The sequence below is a fragment of the Falsiroseomonas tokyonensis genome, from assembly GCF_019024325.1.
Lineage (GTDB): Bacteria > Pseudomonadota > Alphaproteobacteria > Acetobacterales > Acetobacteraceae > Falsiroseomonas > Falsiroseomonas tokyonensis.
Window position 1 is genome coordinate 94,324 of sequence record NZ_JAFNJS010000002.1, and the last position, 22,960, is coordinate 117,283.

16 protein-coding genes are annotated in these 22,960 nt (G+C 70.5%); 8 read left to right on the plus strand and 8 right to left on the minus strand.

All coding sequences use genetic code 11. From position 1 onward, the window contains the following. Position 1: 1 nt before the first annotated feature. The 6 genes from glgC to J3S20_RS06625 all read right to left on the minus strand — a co-directional run bounded on the left by glgC (position 2) and on the right by J3S20_RS06625 (position 8,658). Complete coding sequence (gene glgC / locus J3S20_RS06600; protein ID WP_216835648.1) at positions 2–1,273, minus strand: glucose-1-phosphate adenylyltransferase; 1,272 nt, start codon at positions 1,271–1,273, stop codon at positions 2–4. Beyond that, positions 1,257–3,491 carry a 1,4-alpha-glucan branching protein GlgB gene (gene glgB, locus J3S20_RS06605; RefSeq protein WP_216835650.1) on the minus strand — a complete coding sequence of 745 codons (2,235 nt, stop codon included), beginning with the start codon at positions 3,489–3,491 and terminating at the stop codon, positions 1,257–1,259. The genes glgC and glgB overlap by 17 nt, the downstream gene beginning before the upstream one ends. A gap of 13 nt (positions 3,492–3,504) precedes the next feature. After that, complete coding sequence (locus J3S20_RS06610; RefSeq protein ID WP_246602468.1) at positions 3,505–5,997, minus strand: glycogen/starch/alpha-glucan phosphorylase; 2,493 nt, start codon at positions 5,995–5,997, stop codon at positions 3,505–3,507. 133 nt (positions 5,998–6,130) lie between these two features. Further along, entirely contained in the window at positions 6,131–7,075 is a 945-nt protein-coding gene (locus J3S20_RS06615; RefSeq protein WP_216835652.1) for a glucokinase, read from the minus strand. Then, positions 7,072–7,824: an SDR family NAD(P)-dependent oxidoreductase gene (locus J3S20_RS06620; RefSeq protein WP_216835654.1), complete on the minus strand. Its 753-nt coding sequence runs from the start codon at positions 7,822–7,824 to the stop codon at positions 7,072–7,074. Before J3S20_RS06620 ends, J3S20_RS06615 begins: the two co-directional genes overlap by 4 nt. Positions 7,825–7,911: 87 nt before the next feature. Continuing rightward, positions 7,912–8,658 carry an SDR family oxidoreductase gene (locus J3S20_RS06625; RefSeq protein ID WP_216835656.1) on the minus strand — a complete coding sequence of 249 codons (747 nt, stop codon included), beginning with the start codon at positions 8,656–8,658 and terminating at the stop codon, positions 7,912–7,914. A 158-nt stretch (positions 8,659–8,816) separates the two neighbouring features. Here J3S20_RS06625 and J3S20_RS06630 point away from each other — a divergent pair, with 158 nt between their 5' ends. The 4 genes from J3S20_RS06630 (at position 8,817) to J3S20_RS06645 (ending at position 16,459) form a co-directional block, all read left to right on the plus strand. Beyond that, positions 8,817–12,092 (plus strand): transglutaminase family protein, encoded by a 3,276-nt coding sequence (locus tag J3S20_RS06630; protein ID WP_216835658.1) that lies wholly within the window; start codon positions 8,817–8,819, stop codon positions 12,090–12,092. Between the two features lie 77 nt (positions 12,093–12,169). Next, on the plus strand, positions 12,170–14,632 hold the full coding sequence (locus J3S20_RS06635) for a circularly permuted type 2 ATP-grasp protein (RefSeq protein ID WP_216835659.1): 2,463 nt from the start codon (positions 12,170–12,172) through the stop codon (positions 14,630–14,632). Continuing rightward, the gene (locus tag J3S20_RS06640; protein ID WP_216835661.1) at positions 14,633–15,502 is read left to right on the plus strand and encodes a transglutaminase family protein; all 870 of its coding nucleotides are present in this window, start codon (positions 14,633–14,635) and stop codon (positions 15,500–15,502) included. 78 nt (positions 15,503–15,580) lie between these two features. Beyond that, a complete protein-coding gene (locus J3S20_RS06645; protein ID WP_216835663.1) occupies positions 15,581–16,459 on the plus strand; it encodes an endonuclease/exonuclease/phosphatase family protein in 879 nt (292 codons plus the stop codon). Positions 16,460–16,516: 57 nt separating this feature from the next. Here the strand turns inward: J3S20_RS06645 and J3S20_RS06650 are convergent, their stop codons facing one another. Beyond that, a complete protein-coding gene (locus J3S20_RS06650; protein WP_216835665.1) occupies positions 16,517–17,473 on the minus strand; it encodes a Bug family tripartite tricarboxylate transporter substrate binding protein in 957 nt (318 codons plus the stop codon). Between the two features lie 5 nt (positions 17,474–17,478). Then, positions 17,479–18,459 (minus strand): Bug family tripartite tricarboxylate transporter substrate binding protein, encoded by a 981-nt coding sequence (locus J3S20_RS06655; protein WP_216835667.1) that lies wholly within the window; start codon positions 18,457–18,459, stop codon positions 17,479–17,481. 93 nt (positions 18,460–18,552) lie between these two features. Between J3S20_RS06655 and J3S20_RS06660 the strand changes: the two genes are divergently transcribed. Genes J3S20_RS06660 through J3S20_RS06675 form a run of 4 tightly spaced genes read left to right on the plus strand, consistent with a single transcriptional unit; the run spans position 18,553 to position 22,958 of the window. Beyond that, a complete protein-coding gene (locus tag J3S20_RS06660) occupies positions 18,553–20,274 on the plus strand; it encodes an SMP-30/gluconolactonase/LRE family protein (protein WP_216835669.1) in 1,722 nt (573 codons plus the stop codon). Between the two features lie 15 nt (positions 20,275–20,289). Further along, entirely contained in the window at positions 20,290–21,201 is a 912-nt protein-coding gene (locus tag J3S20_RS06665; RefSeq protein ID WP_216835671.1) for a dihydrodipicolinate synthase family protein, read from the plus strand. Further along, positions 21,198–22,439 (plus strand): mandelate racemase/muconate lactonizing enzyme family protein, encoded by a 1,242-nt coding sequence (locus J3S20_RS06670; protein ID WP_216835673.1) that lies wholly within the window; start codon positions 21,198–21,200, stop codon positions 22,437–22,439. The genes J3S20_RS06665 and J3S20_RS06670 overlap by 4 nt, the downstream gene beginning before the upstream one ends. Positions 22,440–22,493: 54 nt before the next feature. Continuing rightward, positions 22,494–22,958, plus strand: coding sequence for a DoxX family protein (locus tag J3S20_RS06675; protein ID WP_216835675.1), 465 nt, complete (start codon positions 22,494–22,496; stop codon positions 22,956–22,958). The last annotated feature ends 2 nt before the right edge of the window (positions 22,959–22,960 follow it).

The following is a 22,960-nucleotide window of genomic DNA, read 5'->3' on the forward strand; positions in this document are numbered from 1 at the left end:
CTCATGCCTCCAGCTTGTCGAGCATGGCCTGGGTGACCAGGCAGATGCCCTTTTCCGTGCGACGGAAGCGGCGGGCATCCTCCTCGGGATCCTCGCCGATCACCATGCCGGCCGGGATCCGCACGCCGCGATCGACGACCACGTTCTTCAGCCGGGCGCCGCGCGCCACATCGACATAGGGCAGCAGCACACCGCCTTCGACCTTGGTGTAGGAATGCAGATGCACGCCGGTGCAGAGCAGCGAGCGCCGCGCGAGACCGCCCGAGACGATGCAGCCGCCGGAGACGAGGGAGGAAATCGCCTCGCCCCGCCTTCCTTCGACATCATGCACGAACTTGGCCGGCGGCGTGACCTCGGCATAGGTCCAGATTGGCCAGTTGCGGTCGAACAGGTCGAGCTCCGGCACCACATCGGTCAGGTCGATATTCGCTTCCCAATAGGCATCGACGGTGCCGGCATCGCGCCAATAGGGGGTCGATTCCGCCGAGGAGCGGACGCAGCTGCGCTCGAAGCGATGCGCCACCGCCTTACCGTGCTTGACCAAGTAGGGGATGATGTTGTGGCCGAAGTCCCGCTGGCTATCGGGATCCGCCGCATCGCGCCGCAGCTGGTCGAACAAGAATTTTGTTTCAAAGACGTAGATGCCCATGGAGGCGAGGGCGAGATCCTCGCGGCCCGGAATGCCGGGCGGGTCCTTGGGCTTCTCCAGGAAGGCGACGATGCGGGCGTCGCGGTCCACATGCATCACGCCGAAGGCGGTGGCTTCCATGCGCGGCACGGCGATGCAGCCCACGGTCACGTCCGCGCCGGATTCGACATGCTGCTGCAGCATGTACTCGTAATCCTGCTTGTAGACGTGGTCGCCCGCGAGGATGACCATGTGGCGCGGCGCCAGGTCCTCGATGATGTCGATGTTCTGGTACACCGCATCCGCGGTGCCGAGATACCAGTTCTGCCCATCGCCGCGCTGGCTGGCGGGCAGGATGTCGAAGCTCTCGTTCCGCTCCGGCCGCATGAAGTTCCAGCCGCGCTGCAGGTGGCGGATCAGGCTGTGTGCCTTGTACTGGGTGGCGACGCCGATGCGGCGGATGCCGGAATTGATGGCGTTCGACAGCGCGAAGTCAATGATGCGGGACTTGCCGCCGAAGAACACGGCCGGCTTGGCGCGCCGGTCGGTCAGCTCCATCAAGCGGCTGCCACGTCCGCCGGCCAGGACGAAGGCCATGGCGGTGCGGGCCAGCGGCGCGGAGGCCTGGCTATGGCTGGTCGGCATGGTCTTCTCCCTCTTGGTCTTCAACAGTCTCCGGCATCAGGTAGATGGTGGCCAGGGGCGGCAGCACCACCACGGCGGAAGCGGGCATTCCATGCGCCGGCAGCTCCTCTGCCACCACACGCCCGAGATTGCCCACGCCCGAACCGCCGAAGCCGCTGGCATCGGTGTTCAGGACTTCCCGCCAAACCCCTGCCTGCGGCAGGCCGAAGCGGAGATGAAACCGCGGAACGGGCGTCAGGTTGCACAGGACCGCAACGGGCGGTCCACCTTCGCCATCCATGCGCAGCCAGCTGAAGGTGGAATTCTCGGCGTCATCCGCGTCGATCCAGCGGAAGCCCTCATACTCCGCGTCGCGCGCATGCAGCGCGGGGATGTCGCGGTAGAGCTGGTTGAGCTCGCGGACCAGGTTCTGCACCCCCTGGTGCGGCGGGAATTGCAGCAGCCACCAATCCAGCTCCCGCGCCTCGGACCATTCGCGCCACTGCGCGAATTCGCCGCCCATGAAGAGCAGCTTCTTGCCCGGATGGCCGTACATGAAGCCGAAATAGGCGCGCAGCGTGGCAAAGCGCTGCCAGTCATCGCCCGGCAGGCGGCCGAGCAGCGATCCCTTGCCATGCACCACCTCGTCATGGCTCAGCGGCAGCACGAATTTCTCGGAAAACGCATACATCATGCCGAAGGTCACCAGGTTGTGGTGCCAGCGGCGATGCAGCGGATCGAGCGCCAGGTAGCGCAGCGTGTCGTTCATCCAGCCCATGTTCCACTTGAACTGGAAGCCGAGCCCGCCATCCTCCGCCGCATGGGTCACACCGGGCCAGGACGTCGCTTCCTCCGCAAAGATCGCGGCCCCCGGCGCCTCCTCCGCCACCAGCGCATTCACCTGGCGCAGGAAGGCCACGGCCTCGTGGTTCTCCGTGCCGCCTTCCTCATTGGGAATCCAGTCGCCGGGGGCGCGGCCATGGTCGAGATGCACCATGGTGGAGACGGCATCGACGCGCAGCCCATCCGCATGGAATTCCTGCGTCCAGTACAGCGCATTGGAGGCGAGGAAGCCCGCCACCTCGCGCCGGCCGAAGTCGAAGGTCGCGGTGCCCCAGCCCTTGTGGAAGCCGCGCTTGGGATCGGGGTGTTCATACAGCGTATGGCCGTCGAAGCGGATCAGCCCGTGCTTGTCCTGCGGAAAATGCGCCGGCACCCAGTCCAGGATCACGCCGAGGTCATGCGCGTGGCAGGCCTCGACGAAGCGCTTCAGCCCGGCGGCATCGCCCATGCGCGCGGTCGGTGCATGCAGGCCGATCGGCTGGTAGCCCCAGCTCTCATCCAGCGGATGCTCCATCACCGGCATCAGCTCGATATGCGTGAAGCCCATCCAGGCGACATAGGGCACCAGGGCGGCGACCAGCTCGTCCCAGCTGTAGAAGCGGCCATCGGGATGGCGGCGCCAGGACGGCGCATGCACCTCGTAGATCGCGATCGGCGCGCGGGCGGAATTCTTCTCGGTGCGGCGGGCCAGGAAATCCGCATCGCCCCAGGGGAACTCGACCTCCTCCTCCACCAGGGAGGCGGTGGCCGGGCGCAGCTGCGCGGCGCGGCCGAAGGGGTCCGCCTTCAGCGGCTGCACCTGCCCGTCCGCGCCCAGGATCTCGTACTTGTAGGCGGCGCCGGCGCCGAGGCCGGGCACGAAAATCTCCCACAAGCCGCTGTCGACGCGCTTGCGCATCGGGTGGCGGCGGCCGTCCCAGGCGTTGAATTCGCCGACCACGGAGACCCGCTTCGCATTCGGCGCCCAGACCGCGAAGCGCGTGCCTTCCATGCCTTCATGCACCACCACATGCGCGCCCAGGCGTTCATGCAGCCGGCGATGCGTGCCCTCCACCAGCAGATGGTCATCCAGCGGGCCCAGCGTCTCGCCGAAGCGATAGGGGTCGTCCAGTTCCCAGACCCCGCCTGCATTCTCGGCACGTAGGCGATAGGCGAAGGGCAGGCGGCGCTTTGGCAGCAGGCCTTCGAAGATGCCGGCGGCGTCGCGCTGTTCCAGCGGCAGCGGCCGGCCGCCCTCGGCCGGCAGCACGTAGAGCCGCTCGGCATCCGGGACGAAGGCGCGGAGCACCAGCCCCTCCGCCTCCTCATGCGGCCCGAGCCAGGCGAAGGGGTCGCCATGGCGGGCATTTCGCAGCGCCTCAAGCTCGGCCGTTGGCATGCGCCAGGCTTCCATCATCGGCGCGTCACCTTCATCGGTTGTCGGGGCTTCGTTTGACCGGCACGTTCCAGATCTCCTCCGCATATTCCGCGATGGTGCGGTCGGAGGAGAACCAGCCGACATTCGCCGTGTTCAGCGCGGCGGATTGCCACCAGGCGGCCGGGTTGCGCCAGCGCTCGGCGACGCGGCGCTGCGCGTCGTAGTAGCTGTCGAAATCGGCGGTCACCAGGAAGTAGTCGGAGGCACGCAGCGACGCGACCAGGTCGCGGTAGCGCGTGGGATCGTCGGGCGAGAAGACGCCGGCCTCGATCTGCTCCAGCGCCTCCTGCAGCCGGCGGGACCGGGCGATGGCGGCGGCGCCCTGGATGCCGGCGGCGCGATGCTTCGCCACCTCCTCCGTCGTCAGGCCGAAGATGAAGATGTTCTCGTCGCCGACGCGTTCCTTGATCTCGACATTGGCGCCATCGAGCGTGCCGATGGTCAGCGCGCCGTTCAACGCCAGCTTCATATTGCCGGTGCCGGAGGCTTCCATGCCGGCCGTGCTGATCTGTTCGGAGAGGTCGGCGGCCGGGACGATCATCTCGGCCAGCGAGACGTTGTAGTTCGGCAGGAACACCACCTTCAGCAGGTTGCGCACCGTCGGGTCGCTGTTCACCACGCGGGCCACGTCGTGTGCCAGCTTGATGATCAGCTTCGCCCGGTGGTAGCTGCTGGCCGCCTTTCCGGCGAAGATCTTCACCCGCGGCGTCCAGTCCTTGGTCGGCTGGCTGCGGATCTCATCATACAGCGCGACCGCCTCGATCACGTTCAGCAGCTGCCGCTTGTATTCATGGATGCGCTTGATCTGCACGTCGAACAGCGCATCGGGGTCGATCTTCAGCTGGTACTGATCGCGCACCAGCGCGGCCAGCGCCTGCTTGTTGGCGCGCTTCACGGCGGCGAATTTCTGCTGGAAGCCGGCATCGGCGGCCAGCGGGCGCAGCTTCTCCAGCGCGCCGGGATCGTCCAGCACCTCGGCCCCGCAGGCCTCCACCAGCAGGCCGGTCAGGCCCGGATTGCACTGCTGCAGCCAGCGCCGGAAGGTGATGCCGTTGGTCTTGTTGGTCAGCCGCCCAGGGAACAGGCGGTGGAAATCGGCGAAGATGGTCTGCTTCAGCAGGTCCGAATGCAGCGCGGAGACGCCATTGACCTTGTGCGAGCCGACCACGGCCAGATGGCCCATGCGCACGCGGCGCCCGTGCCCTTCCTCGATCAGAGAGACGGAGGACAGCAGCCGGCCGTCATCCGGATTCTTGCCGCGTACCTCGTCCAGGTGGAAGGCATTGATCAGGTAGATCAGCTGCATATGGCGCGGCAGCAGGCGCTCCATCAGCGGAACGGGCCAGCTTTCCAGCGCCTCGGGCAGCAGGGTGTGGTTCGTATAGCTGATGGTGCGGCGCGTGATGTCCCAGGCCTCGTCCCAAGCGATGTCATGCAGATCGACCAGGATGCGCAAAAGTTCCGCCACCACGATGGCCGGATGCGTATCGTTCAGCTGGATGGCGACGCGGTCGGGAAGGGACCGAATATCGCCATAGACGCGCAGGTGCCGGCGCACGAGGTCCTGCAAGGCGGCGGAGGAGAAGAAGTATTCCTGCCGCAGCCGCAGCTCCTGCCCCGCAGGGCTTTCATCGGAGGGATAGAGCAGCTTGGAGATGCTCTCCGCCCGCACCTTCTCGCTCAGCGCGCCGATATGGTCGCCGGAATTGAAGGCCTCCAGCTTCAGCGCATCCGTGGCGCGGGCGGACCACAGCCGCAACGTGTTCACATGCGCGCCGCGCCAGCCGACGATGGGCGTGTCATAGGCCACCGCCTGCACCGTCTCGCCCGGCTTCCAGACATGCTGCACCCGGGCCTCGGAGACGGTGACGGCCTCCACCACCCCGCCGAAGCCGATGGTGTGGGAGATTTCGGGCCGGGCGAATTCCCAGGGGTTGCCGAAGTTCAGCCAGTCCTCTGGGAATTCGTGCTGCCAGCCGTCGCGGATGATCTGCCGGAACAGCCCGTGATCGTAGCGGATGCCGTAGCCGAAGGCGGGGATGCCGAGGCTGGCCATGCTTTCCATGAAGCAGGCGGCCAGCCGGCCGAGGCCGCCATTGCCGAGCGCCGCATCCGGTTCCGCGATGCGCAGCTTCTCCGGATCCACGCCCAGCGGTTCCAGCGCATCGCGGATGGTGCCGACCAGGCCCAGGTTGCAGACGTTGTCCCGCAGCAGCCGGCCGATCAGGAATTCCAGGCTCAGGTAATAGACCTGCTTCGCGCCCGACTGGTAGGTGGCCCGCGTCAGGTCGATCCAGCGATCGACGATGCGGTCCCGCACCGCGAGCGCCGTCGCGATGAACCAGTCGCGGTCGCGCGCGCCGAGCCGGCTTTTCCCCAGGTCGTAGGTCAGCTTGTGCAGGATGGTTGCGCGCAGCGCCGCCGCCTCGTCGGCCGGGGCGCCGGGGGCAGGGTGTTCCGGACGCGGCATCGTCGGGGTGTCCATGGCTATCGGCTCCTGGGGGCGCGTTTTCGCACCATCGCGCGGCGCGGTACCACGCTGCTTTGCAGCAATTTGTATGGCCCGCCAAATGAAAAACAAGCTGGAGCGGCGGCCCGACGGCCGCCGCCAGGCCGGCTCAATCGGCCGAGCTGCGCGCCAGGGCGGCAAGGCCCAGGAAGGCTGGCGCGGGGTGGGTCACGACCGCCAGAGGCACATCCGCCATCCAATGCCGCATCGGCGGCTTGGCCTCGAACTGGGCGCGGAAGCGCGGCGCATCCAGCCGCGGCAGCAGGCGCGGCAGGATGCCGCCGGCGATGAAGATGCCGCCGCGGGCGCCCCAGGCCAGCGCCATGTCGCCCGCATAGGCGGCCAGGAAGGCCAGGAAATGCGCCAGCGCCTCATCCGCCACCGGGCAGGTGCCGGCGGCCGCGACGATGGCCGCGGCATCGCGCTGCGGCGCGGCCACGCCCTGCAGCTCGGCCGCGATGGCGTGCAGGTTTACCAGGCCGCGGCCGGAAAGGGCTTCCTCCGCCCCCGCACGGCCGCAGCGGGCGCGCAGCGCGGCGATCACCGCATCCTCCCGCGGCGTCTCCGCCGCCAGGCCGATGTGGCCGCCTTCCGTCGGCACCGCGACCGGATCACCCGCCGTCGGCACCAGCCCGGCTGCGCCCAGCCCGGTGCCCGGCCCCACCACCAGCATGGGCGCGGAGGCCACGGGCGTGCCGCCACCGATCCGCACCAGGTCGCCCCCCGCCAGATGCGGCAGCGCATGGGCGAGTGCCAGAAAATCGTTCACCAGCCGCACGCGGCGCATGCCGAAGCGCGCGGCGATGGCGGCACTTTCCAGCGACCAGGGCGCATTGGTCAGCCGCACCGGCTCCGCCAGCACGGGCCCGGCCAGGGCCAGCACCGCCTGTTCCGGCGGCGCGGCGGGGGCGAGGCGCTTCAGCGCCTCCTCCATCGCATCCTCGGCGCTGCCGAAACCTGCCACCGGCAGGATCACGGGCGCGCCGATGCGCCCGTCCTGCAGCAGCGCGAAGCGGGCATTGGTGCCGCCGATATCCGCCAGCAGCGCCCTCAATAGGTGGCGCGCCCGCCGGAGATGTCGAAGACCGCGCCGGTGGAGAAGGAGCAGTCGGGCGAGGCCAGCCAGCAGATCATGCCGGCGATCTCCTCCACCTCGACGAACCGGCCCATGGGAATTTTCGACAACATGAAGGCGATATGGGCCTCCGTCATCTGGTTGAAAATATCGGTCTTGGCCGCGGCCGGGGTCACGCAGTTCACGAGGACGTTCTTCGTCGCCAGCTCCTTCGCCAGCGACTTGGTCAGGCCGATCAGCCCGGCCTTGCTGGCGGAATAATGCGCGGCATTCGGATTGCCTTCCTTGCCCGCGACGGAGGCGACATTCACCACGCGGCCCCAGCCATTGGCGACCAGGTGCGGCACCAGCGCCTGGCTGACGAGGAAGGGCGCGGTCAGGTTCACCTCCACCACGCGGCGCCATTGTGCCGGCGGGATCTCCGCCACCGGCATGTTGCCGCCGGTGATGCCGGCATTGTTGACCAGGATATCCACCTTGCCATGGGTGGCCAGCGTCTTCGCCGTCGCCTCCGCCACCGCCAGCTCATCCGCCAGGTCCAGCACCTGGGCGGAGACGCTGCCATCGGCGGCGAGCGCGGCGCGGCTTTCCTCGGTCTTGGCCGGGTCGGCATCCCAGATCGAGACGCTGGCGCCGGACTGGATCATGCGCCGCGCCACGGCCAGGCCGATGCCGCGGGCGCCGCCGGTGACGACGGCGACGCGACCTTGCAGGTCGAGCTTGTTCATGCGTTTTCTCCCATGCGATTCACGCCTCCGGTGCTCGTCGCCCTTCGGGCTCCTGCGCCCTCCAGCGATCGCATGGGGCCCGCTCCCTCAACCACGACCGACGAAGGGCATCTTGCTGGCCATGATGGTCATGGTCAGCACATTGGTTTCCAGCGGCCAGGCGGCCATCTGCGCGACGGCGCGGCCGACATGGTCCACCTTCATCAGCGGCTCCGCCTTGATCGACCAATCGGCCTGCGGCACGCCCTTGGCCATGCGCTCCGCCATCGGGGTCGCGGCATTGCCGATGTCGATCTGGCCGACCGCGATATCGAAGCGGCGGCCATCGAGGTTCATGGACTTGGTGAGGCCGGTGACGGCGTGCTTGGTGGCCGTATAGGGCGCGCTGCCCGGCCGCGGCGCATGCGCGCTGATCGAGCCGTTGTTGATGATGCGCCCGCCCATCGGGTCCTGCTTCGCCATCATGCGGAAGGCCGCATGCGCCACCAGGAACACGCCGTTCAGGTTGACGTTCACCACCTTGAACCACTGTTCGGCGGTCAGCTCCTCGAAGGGCGTGCCGGGCACGTTGTTGCCCGCATTGTTGAACAGCAGGTCCAGCCGGCCGAATTCCTTCTGGATCGTGGCGAAGGCGGCGTCGATCTGGGCGGGGTCGGTGACGTCGGCCGGGACCACCAGGGTGCCGCCGCCCTGGCACAGCCCTGCGGTCTCCTCCAACGCATCCTTGCGGCGGCCGAGCAGGGCCACGGTCCAGCCCTCCGCCGCCAGCGCGATGGAGGCGGCGCGGCCGACGCCGGACCCGGCCCCCGTCACCAGTGCATATTTTTGTGCCATTCCCGTTCCCCCAAAGGCCATTGCGACGGCAGGGTGGAGCGCCGGGGCCGGTCCTGTCCACCCGGGCGGCGCCTGGCGGGCTCGGGCGGCCTTGCGGCGGTTCCCATTCCAATGGGATAGCGAAAGGTGAAAATTCCGGCCGGGACATCCCCCACCCCATGAGCATCCACGCCGCGCTCACCCATCGCACCAGCTACCGCTACGACCGCCTGGTCGGCATGTCGCCGCAGCTGATCCGGCTGCGCCCGGCGCCGCATTGCCGCACGCCGATCCTGTCCTATTCGCTCGACATCTCGCCGAAACCGCATTTCCTGAACTGGGTGCAGGACCCGCAGGGCAATTTCATCGCCCGCGTCGTCTTCCCGGAGCGGGTGCGGGAATTCGTCGTCACGGTCGACCTGCTGGCCGATATGGCCACGATCAACCCCTTCGACTTCTTCGTGGAACCGGAGGCCGAGAGCTTCCCCTTCACCTACGACCCCGTCCTGGCGCAGGAGCTCGCGCCCTTCCGCCGCGTCTCTGCCCCCGGCCCGCTGCTCGAGGCCTATCTGAAAGGCATCCCGCGCGAGGCGCCGAGCACGGTGAACTACCTGGTCGACCTGAACCAGAAGCTCTCCACCGAGATCGACTACATCGTCCGCATGGAGCCCGGCGTCTGGACGCCGGAGGAAGTGCTGGCGAACCGCAAGGGGTCCTGCCGCGACTCGGGCTGGCTGCTGGTGCAGATCCTGCGCCACCTCGGCTTCGCCGCGCGCTTCGTCTCCGGCTACCTGATCCAGCTGGTGCCGGATGTGAAATCCGTGACCGGCCCGGTCGGCACCTCCGTCGACTTCACCGACCTGCATGCCTGGTGCGAGGTCTATGTGCCCGGCGCCGGCTGGATCGGGCTGGACGCCACCTCCGGCCTGCTGGCCGGGGAGGGGCATATCCCCCTGGCCGCAACGCCGGAACCCGCCTCGGCGGCCGCCATCACCGGTGGGGTGGACCAGGCGGAGACCGAGTTCGGCTTCCACATGGAGGTCCGCCGCGTCGCGCAATCGCCGCGCGTAACCAAGCCCTATGCGGAGGAGGACTGGGCGCGGATCATGGCGCTCGGCACCAAGGTGGACCAGGTGCTGTCCGCGCGCGACGTGCGCCTGACGGTAGGCGGCGAGCCGACCTTCGTGGCGGAGGGCGATCGCGACGCCGCCGAGTGGAACACCGATGCGCTGGGCCCGACCAAGCGCAAGCTGGCCGGCCGGCTGCTGCGCCGGTTGCAGCCGCTCTGGGCGCCCGGCTCCGCGCTGAGCTACGCCCAGGGCAAGTGGTATCCCGGCGAGCCGCTGCCGCGCTGGGGCCTGCATTGCCATTGGCGCGCCGATGGCGAGCCGGTCTGGACCGACCCCGCGCTGCTCGCCAGCGACGACGACACGGACAATGCGACGCCGCGGGACGCCACGGCCTTTGCCGCTTCGCTCGCCACCCGCCTGGGTCTGGATCCGGCGCTGCTGATGCCGGCGCGGGAGGATGTGCACTACTACCTGTGGAAGGAGCAGCGCCTGCCGGCCAATGTCGTGGCCGAGGACGCCAAGCTGAAGGACCCGCTGGAACGCGCCCGCCTCGCCCGCCTGTACGGCCAGGGCCTGGCGGCGGAGGTCGGCAGCGTGCTGCCGCTGCGCCGCGCCGGCGTCGGTGCCGAGCGCGCCTGGGAATCCGGCAAATGGTCCTTTCGGGATGGCGAGCTGTTCCTGATCCCCGGTGACAGCCCCATGGGGTTCCGCCTGCCGCTGGACAGCCTGCCCTGGGCCAGCGCCGAGGCCATCGAGGCGGAGCCGGAGCCCGACCCCTTCGCGCGCCGCGAACCCCTGGCGCCGCATCGCGAAGGCCCGGCCCGCGCCCGCATCGTGGAACAGCCGGTGCCGGAGCCGGGGAAGGAGGAGCCGGGCGTGGTGCGCACCGCGCTCTGCGTCGAGCCGCGCAACGGCCTGATCCACATCTTCCTGCCGCCGCTGGCGCTCGCCCAGGACTGGCTCGACCTGGTCGCCGCCATCGAGGCGACGGCGCGTGAGGCCGGCCGCAAGGTCTTCCTTGAAGGCTACCCGCCGCCGCACGATCCGCGCCTGCCGAGCTTCTCCATCACCCCCGATCCGGGCGTGATCGAGGTGAATGTGCATCCCTCCGCCAGCTGGCCGGACCTCGCGGCGCGCACCGAGACGCTCTACGAGGAAGCCCGCCAGATCGGCCTGGCCGCGGAAAAATTCATGCTGGATGGCCGCCATGTCGGCACCGGCGGCGGCAACCACATGGTCATGGGCGCGGCAACCCCGGCGGACAGCCCCTTCCTACGCCGGCCGGACCTGCTGAAGTCGCTGGTCGGCTTCTGGCACAACCACCCCTCGCTGTCGTATCTGTTCAGCGGCCTGTTCATCGGCCCGACCAGCCAGCATCCCCGCGTGGATGAGGCGCGCAGCGATGCGGTGCATGAGCTGGAGACGGCGCTGGCCGAAGTGCCGCCCCCCGGCACGCAGGTCTCGCCCTGGCTGGTCGACCGGATCTTCCGCAATCTGCTGGTCGATATGACGGGCAATACCCACCGGACCGAGTTCTGCATCGACAAGATGTACGATCCGGGCCGGGCCGGGGGGCGCCTCGGCCTCGTGGAATTCCGCGGCTTCGAGATGCAGCCGCATTGGCGCATGTCGCTCGCCCAGCAGCTTCTGCTGCGCAGCCTGGTCGCCGGCTTCTGGGAACGCCCCTATGAGCGCCGCCTGATCAAATGGGGCACGCGCCTGCATGACGACTTCATGCTGCATCACCACGCCCGCCAGGATTTTGCGGAAGTTATCGAGGAGGTGCGCGCCCTCGGCTTCCCCATCGAGGCCGCGTGGTTCGAGCCGCATTTCGAATTCCGCTTCCCCAAGGTCGGCGCCATCGCCGTCCACGGCATGGAGCTGGAACTGCGCAATGCGCTGGAGCCCTGGCATGTGCTGGGCGAGGAAACCACCTCCGGCGGCACCACCCGCTATGTCGACAGCAGCGTGGAACGCCTGCAGGCGCGGGTCACCGGCTGGGTGGAGGAACGCTTCACCCTGGCCTGCAACGGCGCCGCCGTGCCGCTGACGCCGACGGGGACGGAGGGCGAATACGTCGCCGGCATCCGCTTCAAGGCCTGGGACCCGCCTTCCGCCTTGCACCCCACGGTGCGCGCCCAGGCGCCGCTGACCTTCGATATCTGGGACAGCTGGACCGGCCGCAGCCTGGGCGGCTGCCAGCACCACGTCGCGCATCCGGGCGGCCGCAACTACCAGACCTTCCCGGTCAATGCGAACGAGGCCGAGGCGCGGCGCCGCGCCTTGTTCTTCCCCTTCGGCCACACGCCGGGCGCCATGCCGGCGCCGCGCGTGCTACAGTCCCGCGCCACCCCCCGCACCCTGGACCTGAGGCGCCACACCTGACCGACGCCCAACTGGCCGAGCCCCAGCCGGCCCCGACAGCGGCCGAAGGGCACAACGCCCCGCCGCAGCTGGATGAGATGGTGGACGGCCGCGGCCAGGTGCGGCCGCATTGGCGCGGGCTGCTCGGCGCCTTCTCCTCGCTCGGCTACCCCGCCGTCGCCGAGCGCGGCCGCCGCCTCGACCGCGCTTTCGAGGAGGAGGGCGTGGCGACGGTGCTGGCCGATTCGCCCAGCCGCACCCGCCGCCCCTGGCGTTGCGACCCGGTGCCGCTGATGCTCTCGGCCGCCGAATTCGGCACGCTGGAGGCCGGGCTGGCGCAACGCGCGCGGCTGCTCTCGGCCCTGCTGGACGACCTCTATGGCCCCCAAAACCTGCTGGCCGAGGGGGTGCTGCCGGCCACGCTGGTCTTCGGCAATCCGCATTTCCTGCGCCCCTGCCGCGCCCCCGCCGCCGTGCCCTTTCCCCGCCTGACCTTCTACGGCGCCGATCTTCTGCGTGGGCCGGATGGGCAATGGCGGGTGCTGGCGGATCGCGCCGGAGGTGCGAATGGCGTGGGATTCGCGGCGGAGAACCGCAACCTGCTGGCCCGCGCCCTGCCGGAGGCCTTCCGGGCCGTGCAGGTGCGCGCGCTGCGGCCCTTCTTCGATACCTGGATCGACGCGCTGCAGGCGCTCGCCCCCTCCGGCGTCGACAATCCGCGCCTGGCTTTGCTGACGCCCGGCGCCAAGCAGGAGACCTGGCTGGAGCATCTGTTCCTGTCCCGCGAGCTCGGCCTGGAACTGGTGGAGGCCGGCGACCTTACGGTGCGGGACGGCCAGGTGCTGCTGAAGACGCTGCGCGGGCTGAAGCGCGTCGATGTCATCCTGCGCCGGATCAAGGGCGAGGCCACCGACCCGCTGGAATTCGATGCCGGCACCGGCGTGCCCGGGCTGATGCAGACGCTGCGCGACGGCGCCGTGCGGCTGGTGAATGCGCCTGGCTCCATGCTGGCCGAGGCCCCCGGCGCCGCGCCCTACCTGCCCGCCTGCGCCCGCGCCCTGCTGCATGAGGAGCTGCTGCTGCCGGGCCTGGAGACGCTGTGGATGGGCGACCCGGCCGCCCGCGCCATCGTGCAGGCTGCGCCCGATGCCTGGCGCCTGCGCTCCGCCTTCGACCCCGGCCAGGCGACGCCGCTCGGCGCGCTCGAGGTGTTTTCCGAGAAGGGCAGCGCGGCGCCCTGGATGTTCGCCGCGACCCGGCCGATGTTCCCCTCCGCCGCCCCGCAGCTGGTGGGGGAGTCGCTGGAGCCCGCGCCGGTGGTGCTGCGCATGTTCCTGGCGCGGGATGCCATGGGCAATTGGCAGGCCATGCCGGGCGGCCTGGCGCATCTGCTGGAGGGCAGCGGTGCCATCGCCGGCCCACCGGCCCGCCGCGGCGCGGCCAAGGATGTCTGGGTGATCGCGGAGGATGCGCAGGACATCCTCGGCCCTTCCGCGCCCCGCGCCACCCAGCTGGCGATCCGCCGCGCCTCCGGCGACCTGCCGAGCCGCGTGGCGGACGACCTCTATTGGCTCGGCCGCTATGTGGAGCGGCTGGATGCGGCGGCGCGGCTGCTGCGCGCGCTGCTGTCGCGGCTGCTGCGGGGCGCAGCCCTGCCGCGGGAAATCGCGGAGGTGAAGGCGCTGGCGCGCTGCCTGCACGCCGCCGGGCTGATCGATGCCGAGGCCGCGGCCAGCCCCGCCGACGGCACCGCCCTGCCGCGCGCACTGCGCGCCGCCGCCGGGCCGGGCGGCGCGCTGCTCGGCCTGCTGGAGGCGGTGGAGCGGCCGCAGGTCGCGGTGCGCGACCGGCTGACGCATGACATGTGGGCCGCCTTCGCGCATCTGATCCAGGAAGGCCGCGCGCGCCTGCTGCTGGGCACCGGTGGGGTCGATGCCCTGTCCCAGGCGGCCACCGCCATCATCCGCTTCTGCGCCACGCTGTCGGGCATCGCGGCGGAAAACATGGTGCGTGGCGGCGCCTGGATGTTCCTGGACCTTGGCCGGCGGATCGAGCGCGCCAACGCCACGGCGCGCAACCTGGCGCATGCGCTGGACCAGCCGCCGCAGCGGCTGGAGGCGGGGCTGCGCCTGGCGCTCGAGATCTGCGACAGCGCGCTGACCTATCGCGCGCGGTATCTCGCCGCGGTGCAGGCGGCGCCGGTGCTGGACCTGGTGCTGGCCGACCCCGGCAATCCGCGCGCACTCGGCTTCCAGCTCTCCGCCGTCTCCGACCGGCTGGCCGAGATCGGCGGGGCGGAGGATGGGCTGGCGGCCACCGCCGCCTCGCTCGCCGCGCGGCCGCAGGCGCTGGTCGATTCGGTGCTGGTGGCCACGGACCGGGACGCGGCGACGGCCGCGCTGCCCGCCGCGCTGCATGCGCTGGAGACGGAGACGGCGGCACTCTCGGATGCCGTGGCGCGGCGCTATGTCAGCCATGTCCGCACCCATGCGCTGGGCGAGACGGATGCCGGGGGCCCCGAGGGGACAGGCGAGGGGACAAGCGAGGGGGCGAGCGACTAGATGACGCGCTACAGCCTGTCCCACCGCACCGCCTATCGCTACGGCCGGTCCGTCGACCTCGCCTCCCACCTGCTGCACCTGTCGCCGCGGGAGCTGCCAGGGCAGGTGGTGCGGCAGACGGCGATCGAGGTGATGCCGCAGGGCGGGCGGCGGCGGGATGGCCGGGACCATTTCGGCAATGGCGTCACCTGGCTGTTCCTAGGCAGCACGCATGACGCCTTCGAGGTGACGCTGGAGGCGACGGTGGAGGTGGATTTCCCGCCACCGCCGCCCGCCGGGGAGACCCTGCCCTGGGAAGAGGTGCGGGAGGCGGCGCGCAGCGCCGAGGGGTGGGACGCGGCGGAATTCACCCTGCCCAGCCACCACGCGCCGGCGGAACGCGCGGCCGGGGTCTATGCCGCCGAATCCTTCCCGCCGGGCCGGCCGATCATGGCCGGGGTGCGGGATCTCTGCGCCCGCATCCGCCGCGACTTCGCCTTCAAGGCGGGCGTCACCAGCATCTCAACGCCGGTCTCCCGCGTGCTGGAGCTGCGCGCCGGCGTCTGCCAGGACTTTGCCCATCTGATGATCGCGGGGCTGCGCGCGCTCGGCCTGCCGGCGCGCTACTGCTCCGGCTATGTCCGCACCCGGCCGCCGCCCGGGCAGGCGCGGCGCCAGGGGGCGGACCAGAGCCATGCCTGGGTCGGCTGCTGGCTGGGGCCGCGGCATGGCTGGGTGGATCTCGACCCGACCAACGATTTGGTGGTCTCGGACGAGCATCTGCTGCTGGCCTGGGGGCGCGATTTTTCCGATGTCAGCCCGGTCACCGGCATCCTGCTGGGCGGCGGGCGGCAGAAGCTGACGGTAGGGGTGGACCTGATCGCGGAGTAGCCGCTGTCACGGTTCCGACCCTCGACGCGCCGCGGGCTTCGGCGGCAAGGTCCGCGCCCGGACTTCGAGGACGCCGCCGTGACCATCCGCTTCGCCAGCTACAATATCCAATACGGCAGGGGCCAGGACGGGCTCTATGACCTGGAGCGCATCGCGCGGGAGGTCGAGCAGGCCGATGTGATCGCGATGCAGGAGGTCACCTCCGGCTTCGCCCGCAGCGGCTTCGTCGACCAGGCCGCCTGGTTTGCGGAGCGGCTGGATCGGCACATGGTCTTCGGCGCCACCTATGACGTGGATGCCAGCTACCGCGATGACAGCGGCCGGCTGGTGAACCGGCGGCGGCGCTTCGGCAATGCCGTGTTCTCGCGCTTCCCCATCCGCTCCACCCGCACCCTGCCGCTGCCCTTCCTGCCGCCGGCGGATGAGCAGGACATCCAGCGCTGCGCGGTGGAGGCGGTGATCGACCTGCCGGGCGGGCCGATCCGCGTCTATTCCATCCACCTCTCGCATCTGACGCCGGGCACGCGCATGCCGCAGATCGCCGCGCTGAAGGCGATGGTGGCCAGCGCCCCGCGCGACGGCATGGCCTGGGCCAATGGCCGCGACCATGACTGGACCGAGGGCTGGGCCGAACCCGCCCCGCCCGAGCCCTGCATCCTGTTCGGCGACTTCAACCTGCGGCCGGCCGACCCCGAATACCCGATGCTGGTCGGCGACCCCACCCGCCGCCGCGGCCGGGTCGCGGTGCGCGGCCAGTTCGCGGATTCCTGGGTGCTGGCCGGCAACGCGGAGAACTCCGGCTATACCCTGGCCGAATGGGCGAGCGAGGAGGGCGCGCGGATCGACTACGCCTTCCTGCACCCGTCGCTGGTCCCCGCCTTCCGCGCCGCCAGCATCGACACCGCGGCCAAGGGCAGCGACCACCTGCCGATCTTCCTGGAGATGGACTTCGGCTGACCCTTCTCCCTCCCCCGTAGTTTACGGGGGAGGGTCGGGGTGGGGGCAAGCGCGCCCTCACTCGATCCGGATACTCGCCCGCCGCGGCACCGCCGACCACCGCTCCACCTCCGCGAGATAAAAGCGCCCCCATTCCTCGCGCGTCATCGGCGCCGGAATCAGCCCCAGCGTCCCAAGCCGCGCCTGCACCTCCGGCACCGACGCCACCTGCGCAAAGGCGCCGTGCAGCCGGTCCAGCGCCGCGGCCGGCGTGGCGCGCGGCGCCAGGAAGCCGAACCAGCTGTCGGACTGCAGCGCCGCGACGCCGAGCTCCGCAAAGGTCGGCACCTCCGGCAGCATCGGGCTGCGCGTCGGGCTGGTGACGGCAAGGGCGCGCAGGCGGCCGGCGCGGACATGCTCCGCCACCTCCAGCACATTGCTCACCATGAAGTCGAGGCGGCCTGCGATCAGGTCCGTCTGGCCCTGCGGGCCGCTGCGATAGGGCACGTGCTCCAGCGTCAGCCCGTAGGCCTCCTTCATGATCTGATGCGCGGGCTGCCAGCCGGCCAGGGCGGCGCTGCCGGTCTGCAACGGCGTGGCGCTGGCCTTGCCGCGGGCGACCAGCGCGGCGAGGTCTCGGTCCGGGGATCCCGCGGGCACCACCAGCACATTCGCCGAATGGCCGGCAAGGAAGACGGCCGAGAAATCGCCCGCGGTGTCATAGGGCAGCCGCGCATAAAGCCCCGGCGCCACGGCATGCGCATTGGCGATCAGCATGATCGTGTATCCATCCGGCGCCGCCTTGGCGACGCGGTCGGAGGCAATGGTGCCGCCCGCGCCCGGCTGGTTCTGCACCACCATCGGCTGGCCGAGCAGCGGCTGCATGCGCTCCGCCAGGGTGCGGGCGATGATGTCCGTGGCGCCGCCAGCGCCATAGCCCACCACCAGGGTCACCGGCCGATCCGGAAAGCTGCCCTGTGCCTGCGCGGCGAAGGGCAAAGCGAGGCTGGCGCCCAGCAGGCTGCGGCGGTGCATGGCTGTCACTCCACCACGATGTTCTGGGCGCGCGCGAGGTCGCGGAAGGTCGCCAACTCCCGCACCATGAAGGCGCTGAAGGCCTCCGGCGTCGTGTGCTGCGGCATGTCCAGGTTGAGCTGGCTGTAGCGCTGCACCGTCTCGGGCTGGCGCAGGAAGGCCTGGGTTTCCGCCGAGAGCCGCGCCAGGATCGGCGCCGGCGTGCCGGCAGGGGCCGCCAGGCCGTGCCAGGAGGCGAGCTCGGCGCCGGGATAGGTCTCGTTCAGCGCCGGCAGGTCCGGGTAGATCGGCATGCGCGCCGGCGCCGTGGTGGCCAGCGCGCGGATCTGCCCGTCGCGGATCAGCTGCGTGGTGGTGGCCGCGACATCCAGCGAGCAGTCGATGGTGCCGGCCAGCAAAGCCTGCAGCAGCGGCCCGCCGCCTGCGAAGGGCACATGGGTCATGCGGATGCCCGCCTTGGCCATGAACAGCTCCATGCCGAGATGCAGCGAGGAGCCGACGCCGGAGGAGCCGAAGTTGATCGCCTCCGGCCGTGCCTTCGCCGCCGCGACGAGGTCCGCCACCGTCCGCACATCCGGCAGCTTGCGCGGATTCACCAGCAGCAGCGCCGGCGTCACCGCCAGGTTGGAAACCGGCGCAAAATCCTCGATGGGGCGGTAGGGCAGGGGCACCTTGCGCACGGCGGGCAGGATGGCATTGGCGGCGATATTGATCATGCCGACCGCCGTGCCATCCGCCGGCGCCTTGGCCAGCGCATCCACCCCGATGGCGCTGCCAGCGCCGCCGCGATTCTCCACGACAAAGCCCTGGCCGAAGGCGGTCTGGAAATGCGCTGCCAGCATGCGGCCGACCAGGTCCGCGGCGCCGCCGGGCGGGAAGGGGATGATGAAGCGCACCGGCCGGCTGGGCCAGGCGGGCTGGGCCCGGGCCAGGGATGGCGTGGCGAGGGCGGCGAGGCTCAGGGCGGCGAGCTGGCGGCGGCGCATGGGTGGTTCCTCCCGTTCCATTGGTGTCTTGCGTGACTTGGAACTTGGTTCCACGATATGGACACGACAGGACGCGGTCAATCGGGGAGAGGCATGGCGCGCAGCAGGCCGGCAGAGACGGAGGACGACCAGGCCGCGGTGCCCGGCACCCAGGCGCTGACCCGCGGCATCGCCCTGCTCGGCCTGGTGGCCGATGCCTCCGCGCCGCTGCGCTTCGCTGAGATCGCCGACCGCGCAGGCCTCGCCCGCCCCACCGCGCATCGCATCCTGGCCGCGCTGGTCGAGGCGCGCCTGCTGCGGCACGAGCCGGCGACCCAGACCTACGCCCTCGGCGCGCGCTTCCTGGAAATGGCGCATCGGGTCTGGGACGGGTTCGATCTGCGCGCGACGGCGGCGCCGGAGCTGGAACGGCTTGCCCGCCTGGCCGGCGAAACCGCGCGGCTGGCGGTGCTGGATGGCGACGGCGTGCTCTATGTCGACCAGCGCGATGCCGAGCAGGAGGCGGTGCGCCTGGTCAACCGCGTGGGCGCCCGCGCCCTGCCGCATGCCAGCGCCTGCGGCAAGGCGATGCTGGCGCAGCTGCCCGCCGCGGAACGCCGGCTGCTGCTGGACCGCCTGATGCCGCTCGCCGCGCCCGGCCCGCGCAGCATCACCGACCTGTCGGCGCTGGAGCGCGAATTGGCGCTGGTCGCGGCGCGCGGCTATGCGCTGTCCCTGGAGGAAGCGGCCGCCGGCGTGAATGCGGTGGCCGCCGCGGTGCTGGACCGCCGCGCCCGGCCGCTCGGCACCATCTGCCTCGTCGGCCCCGCCTTCCGCCTGGGCGAGCCACGGCTGCATGCGCTGGGGCGAGAGGTGATGGAGGCCGCGCGCCGCATCTCCGGCAATGCCGCGCAATCCGCCATGACGCTGACCGTGGCACCACGCCCAGCCAGCATTTCCGAAGGCGTGACGCTTGCCGTGCGGGCGGAGGCGCTGCTGGGGGAGGGGCCGCTCTGGCACGAGGGCCGGCTGCACTGGGTCGATATCCTGGGGCCCGCCGTGCATATCAGCGACACCGCCACCGGCGAGGACGCCGTCATCCCGGTGGAGGAGCTGGTTGCGGCCCTGGCACCGCGCCGCGACGGCGGGCTGGTCGCCGCCGCGCGGTCCGGCCTGCGGCTGCTGGATGCGGCGGGGCTGGGCCGCGTGGTGGCGGCGCCGATCGCGGAGGGCGCGCCGCTGCGGCTGAACGACGGCAAGTGCGATCGCGCCGGGCGCTTCTGGGTGGGCTCGCTCGCGCTGGATTCCACGCCGGATGCGGGCGCGCTGCACCGCATCGACCCCGCCGGCCAGGTGCGGGTGATGCAGGCGGGGCTGCATGTGGCGAATGGCATCGGCTTCAGCCCGGATGACGCGCTGCTGTATCTCGCGGACAGCGGCCGCCTGCGCATCGATGTCTTCGACTTCGACCTGGCCAGCGGCACCCTCGCCAACCGCCGCCCCTTTGTGACCTTTGCGGAAGGCGAGGGCGTGCCGGATGGGCTGACGGTGGATTCCGAAGGCTGCGTCTGGGTCGCGCTTTGGGATGGCTGGCGCGTCGCGCGCTACCGGCCTGACGGCAGCCTCGACCGCGCCGTGAACCTGCCGGTGCCGCGCCCCACCAGCTGCGCCTTCGGCGGTCCGGACCTCGCCACGCTCTTTGTCACAAGCGCCCGCGTGCGGCTGTCCGCGGCGGAACTCGCGGAGGCGCCCCTCTCCGGCTCCGTCTTCGCCATCGACATCGGCGGTCCCTTTGGCGGCCCCCGCGGCCTGCCCGAACCCCCCTTCCACGGCTAAGGATTTTCTTCACTCATGCCCAAGCTGTCCGGCGTGTTTCCCGTACTGCCGACGCCCTTCACCGCCGAAAATGCGGTGGATGAGGCGGCCTTCCGGCGGCTGATCGATTTCGCCGTGGAAGCGCGGGTCGATGGCGTGGTCTTCCCCGGCATGGCGAGCGAGGTGGAGACGCTGAGCGCGGCGGAGCGCGGGCAGATGGTCGCCGTGCTCGGCGCGCATCTCGCAGGGCGGCTGCCCTTCATCGTCGGCGCCAGCCATGCCGACCCGGCCGAGAGCGCGGCACGCGCGCGCGAAGGCATGGCGGTCGGCGCCGTCTGCGCCATGATCATGGCGCCGCCCCAGGCCGGCCAGGATGTGGCGAAGCAGGTCGCCTTCTTCCGCGCCGTGGCGGAGGCCGCACCAGGCCTCGTCATCATGCTGCAGAACGCGCCCGCGCCGAACGGCGCCGCGCTCTCGCCCGAAGCCGTCGCCGCCGTGGCGGAAGCGGTGCCCGCGATCCGCTACGTGAAGGAGGAAACCCTGCCCTGCGGCCAGCACGTCTCCCGCATCCTCGCCGCCGCGCATGGCCGGTTGGAGGGTGTGATGGGCGGCGCCGGCGCGCGCTTCGTGCTGGACGAATTCGCCCGCGGCGCCAATGGCACCATGCCGGCACTCGAACTCGCCGATGCCCATGCGGCGCTGTGGACGGCCTGGCAGTCCGGCGACAGGGCGCAGGCGCGGCGCATCTATACCGAGACCCTGCCGCTGCTGCTCTTCCAGATGAATTTTCGCGTGCGCGCGACGAAGGAAGTGCTGCGGCGGCGTGGCCTGCTGGAGCATGTGGGCGCCCGCGCCGCGGGGCCGCGCTTCGATGCGGGCGACCTCGCCGAGATCGGCGAGCTTATCGCCACGGCCGCACCCATGATGACGATGCACAAGCCGCGATGACCGCGTCCGATCGGCAGAGCGGCGAAGGCCGCGGCGCCGTGAATCGGCCGCGCCAGCAGCGCCCCGATCGCATTGCGCGCGTCACGGCGCATGTCGTCAGCATCCCGCGCGACGTGCCCTATCTCGGCCCGCTGCGCGACGGCGAGTTCGTCAATCGCGCCGGCTATATCGTGCGCCTCGGCAACCGCACCCTCTACCCGACACAGGACCGCAGCATCGTCCTGCGCATCGACACGGAACAGGGCCTGACCGGCTGGGGGGAGACCTATGGCATCGTGGCGCCGGGGGCGGTGCGCGCCATCGTGGACGACGTGTTGGCGCCGGTGCTGGAAGGCCGCGATCCCTCCGCCCCCGCGGTAATCCACGAGGATCTCTACGACCTCATGCGCGTGCGCGGCTTCTTTGGCGGCTTCTACCTGGATGCGCTGGCGGCCGTGGACATCGCGCTGTGGGACCTGCTGGGGCGGCGGCTCGGCGTGCCCGTCTCCACCCTCCTCGGCGGCCGGCGGCATGACCGCATCCCCGCCTATGTCTCGGGCCTGCCGCGCGCCACGCTGCCGGAACGTGTGGACTTCGCCCGCGACTGGCAGGCGCGCGGTTTTGCGGGATTCAAATTTGCCGCCGTCGTCGCCGATGATGGCGCGGAGGCGGAGATCGCGGCGCTGCGCGAGGGCCTCGGCCCCAAGGCCTCCATCATGGCCGACCTGCACTGGAAGAACAGCGCGGCCGAGGCCATCCGCCTGATCCGCCGCCTGGAACCGCACGGCCTCGCCTTCGCCGAAGCCCCCTGCGCCCCGGAGGACATATTGGGCGTCGCGGAGGTCGCGCGCGGCGTCGGCGTGCCGATCGCGCTGGGTGAGGAGTTGCGCACCGTCTTCGAATGGCTGCCGCGCCTGCAGCATCGCTGCATGGCCATCGGCCAGCCGGAGATGGGCCATACCGGCATCACGGAATTTCTCCGCATCGGCGCGCTCTGCCATGCGCATCATGTCGCCATCATGCCGCATGCGGCGATCGGCGTCGGCCTTTTCATGGCGGCCAGCCTGCAGGCGGCGAGTGCGCTGCAAAAGCTGCCCTGGCACGAATACCAGCACAGCATCTTCGACCCGAACCTGCGCCTGACCCAACCCACCGGCCGCACCCACATGCAGTGCGAGGCGGGCTTCTATACCCTGCCGGACGGGCCCGGCCTGGGGGTGGAGCCCTCCGCCGCGCTGCTCTCAGAAATGGGCGCGTAACCAGCTTCCGTCACTTGGCGAAGCAGGGGCATCCACCCACCGGAGCCCCTGGCCATGCTGACGCTTTCCCCCGGCACCGACCGCCTGCTGAAGCTGCTGGCCTGGCCGGCCGCGATCTGGATCGCCTATGAGCTGACCTGGTACCAGCAGTTCAAGCTCACCGGCAACGAAGGCTCCGTCTACCTCTTCACCATCCTGTCCGACTGGCTCGGCACGCCGGGTGGCGAGAAGCCCTTTCGCCTGTTCGTCGCCATCCTGGAGATCTTCTGCGCCGTCTTCGTGCTGATCCCGCGCACGCGGATGTTCGGCGCGGCGCTCTCCCTCGGCACCATGTCCGGTGCCATCTTCTTCCACACCGTCAGCCCGCTCGGCATCGACCCCTATGGCGATGGCGGCCAGCTGTTCAAGGAAGCGGTCTTCACCTGGTTCATGGCGCTCTTCGTGCTCTTCGCCCATCGCGAGGAGGCGATCGCCACCCTGTCCTGGCTGCGCAACCGCTTCCTGCCGCGGGCGGCCTGAAC

Coding starts and splice junctions, on each gene's coding strand:
- glgC (WP_216835648.1), bottom strand. CDS start 1,273: ATGCCGACCAGCCATAGCCAGGCCTCCGCGCCGCTGGCCCGCACCGCC.
- glgB (WP_216835650.1), bottom strand. CDS start 3,491: ATGATGGAAGCCTGGCGCATGCCAACGGCCGAGCTTGAGGCGCTGCGA.
- J3S20_RS06610 (WP_246602468.1), bottom strand. CDS start 5,997: ATGGACACCCCGACGATGCCGCGTCCGGAACACCCTGCCCCCGGCGCC.
- J3S20_RS06620 (WP_216835654.1), bottom strand. CDS start 7,824: ATGAACAAGCTCGACCTGCAAGGTCGCGTCGCCGTCGTCACCGGCGGC.
- J3S20_RS06625 (WP_216835656.1), bottom strand. CDS start 8,658: ATGGCACAAAAATATGCACTGGTGACGGGGGCCGGGTCCGGCGTCGGC.
- J3S20_RS06630 (WP_216835658.1), top strand. CDS start 8,817: ATGAGCATCCACGCCGCGCTCACCCATCGCACCAGCTACCGCTACGAC.
- J3S20_RS06635 (WP_216835659.1), top strand. CDS start 12,170: ATGGTGGACGGCCGCGGCCAGGTGCGGCCGCATTGGCGCGGGCTGCTC.
- J3S20_RS06640 (WP_216835661.1), top strand. CDS start 14,633: ATGACGCGCTACAGCCTGTCCCACCGCACCGCCTATCGCTACGGCCGG.
- J3S20_RS06650 (WP_216835665.1), bottom strand. CDS start 17,473: ATGCACCGCCGCAGCCTGCTGGGCGCCAGCCTCGCTTTGCCCTTCGCC.
- J3S20_RS06655 (WP_216835667.1), bottom strand. CDS start 18,459: ATGCGCCGCCGCCAGCTCGCCGCCCTGAGCCTCGCCGCCCTCGCCACG.
- J3S20_RS06660 (WP_216835669.1), top strand. CDS start 18,553: ATGGCGCGCAGCAGGCCGGCAGAGACGGAGGACGACCAGGCCGCGGTG.
- J3S20_RS06665 (WP_216835671.1), top strand. CDS start 20,290: ATGCCCAAGCTGTCCGGCGTGTTTCCCGTACTGCCGACGCCCTTCACC.
- J3S20_RS06670 (WP_216835673.1), top strand. CDS start 21,198: ATGACCGCGTCCGATCGGCAGAGCGGCGAAGGCCGCGGCGCCGTGAAT.
- J3S20_RS06675 (WP_216835675.1), top strand. CDS start 22,494: ATGCTGACGCTTTCCCCCGGCACCGACCGCCTGCTGAAGCTGCTGGCC.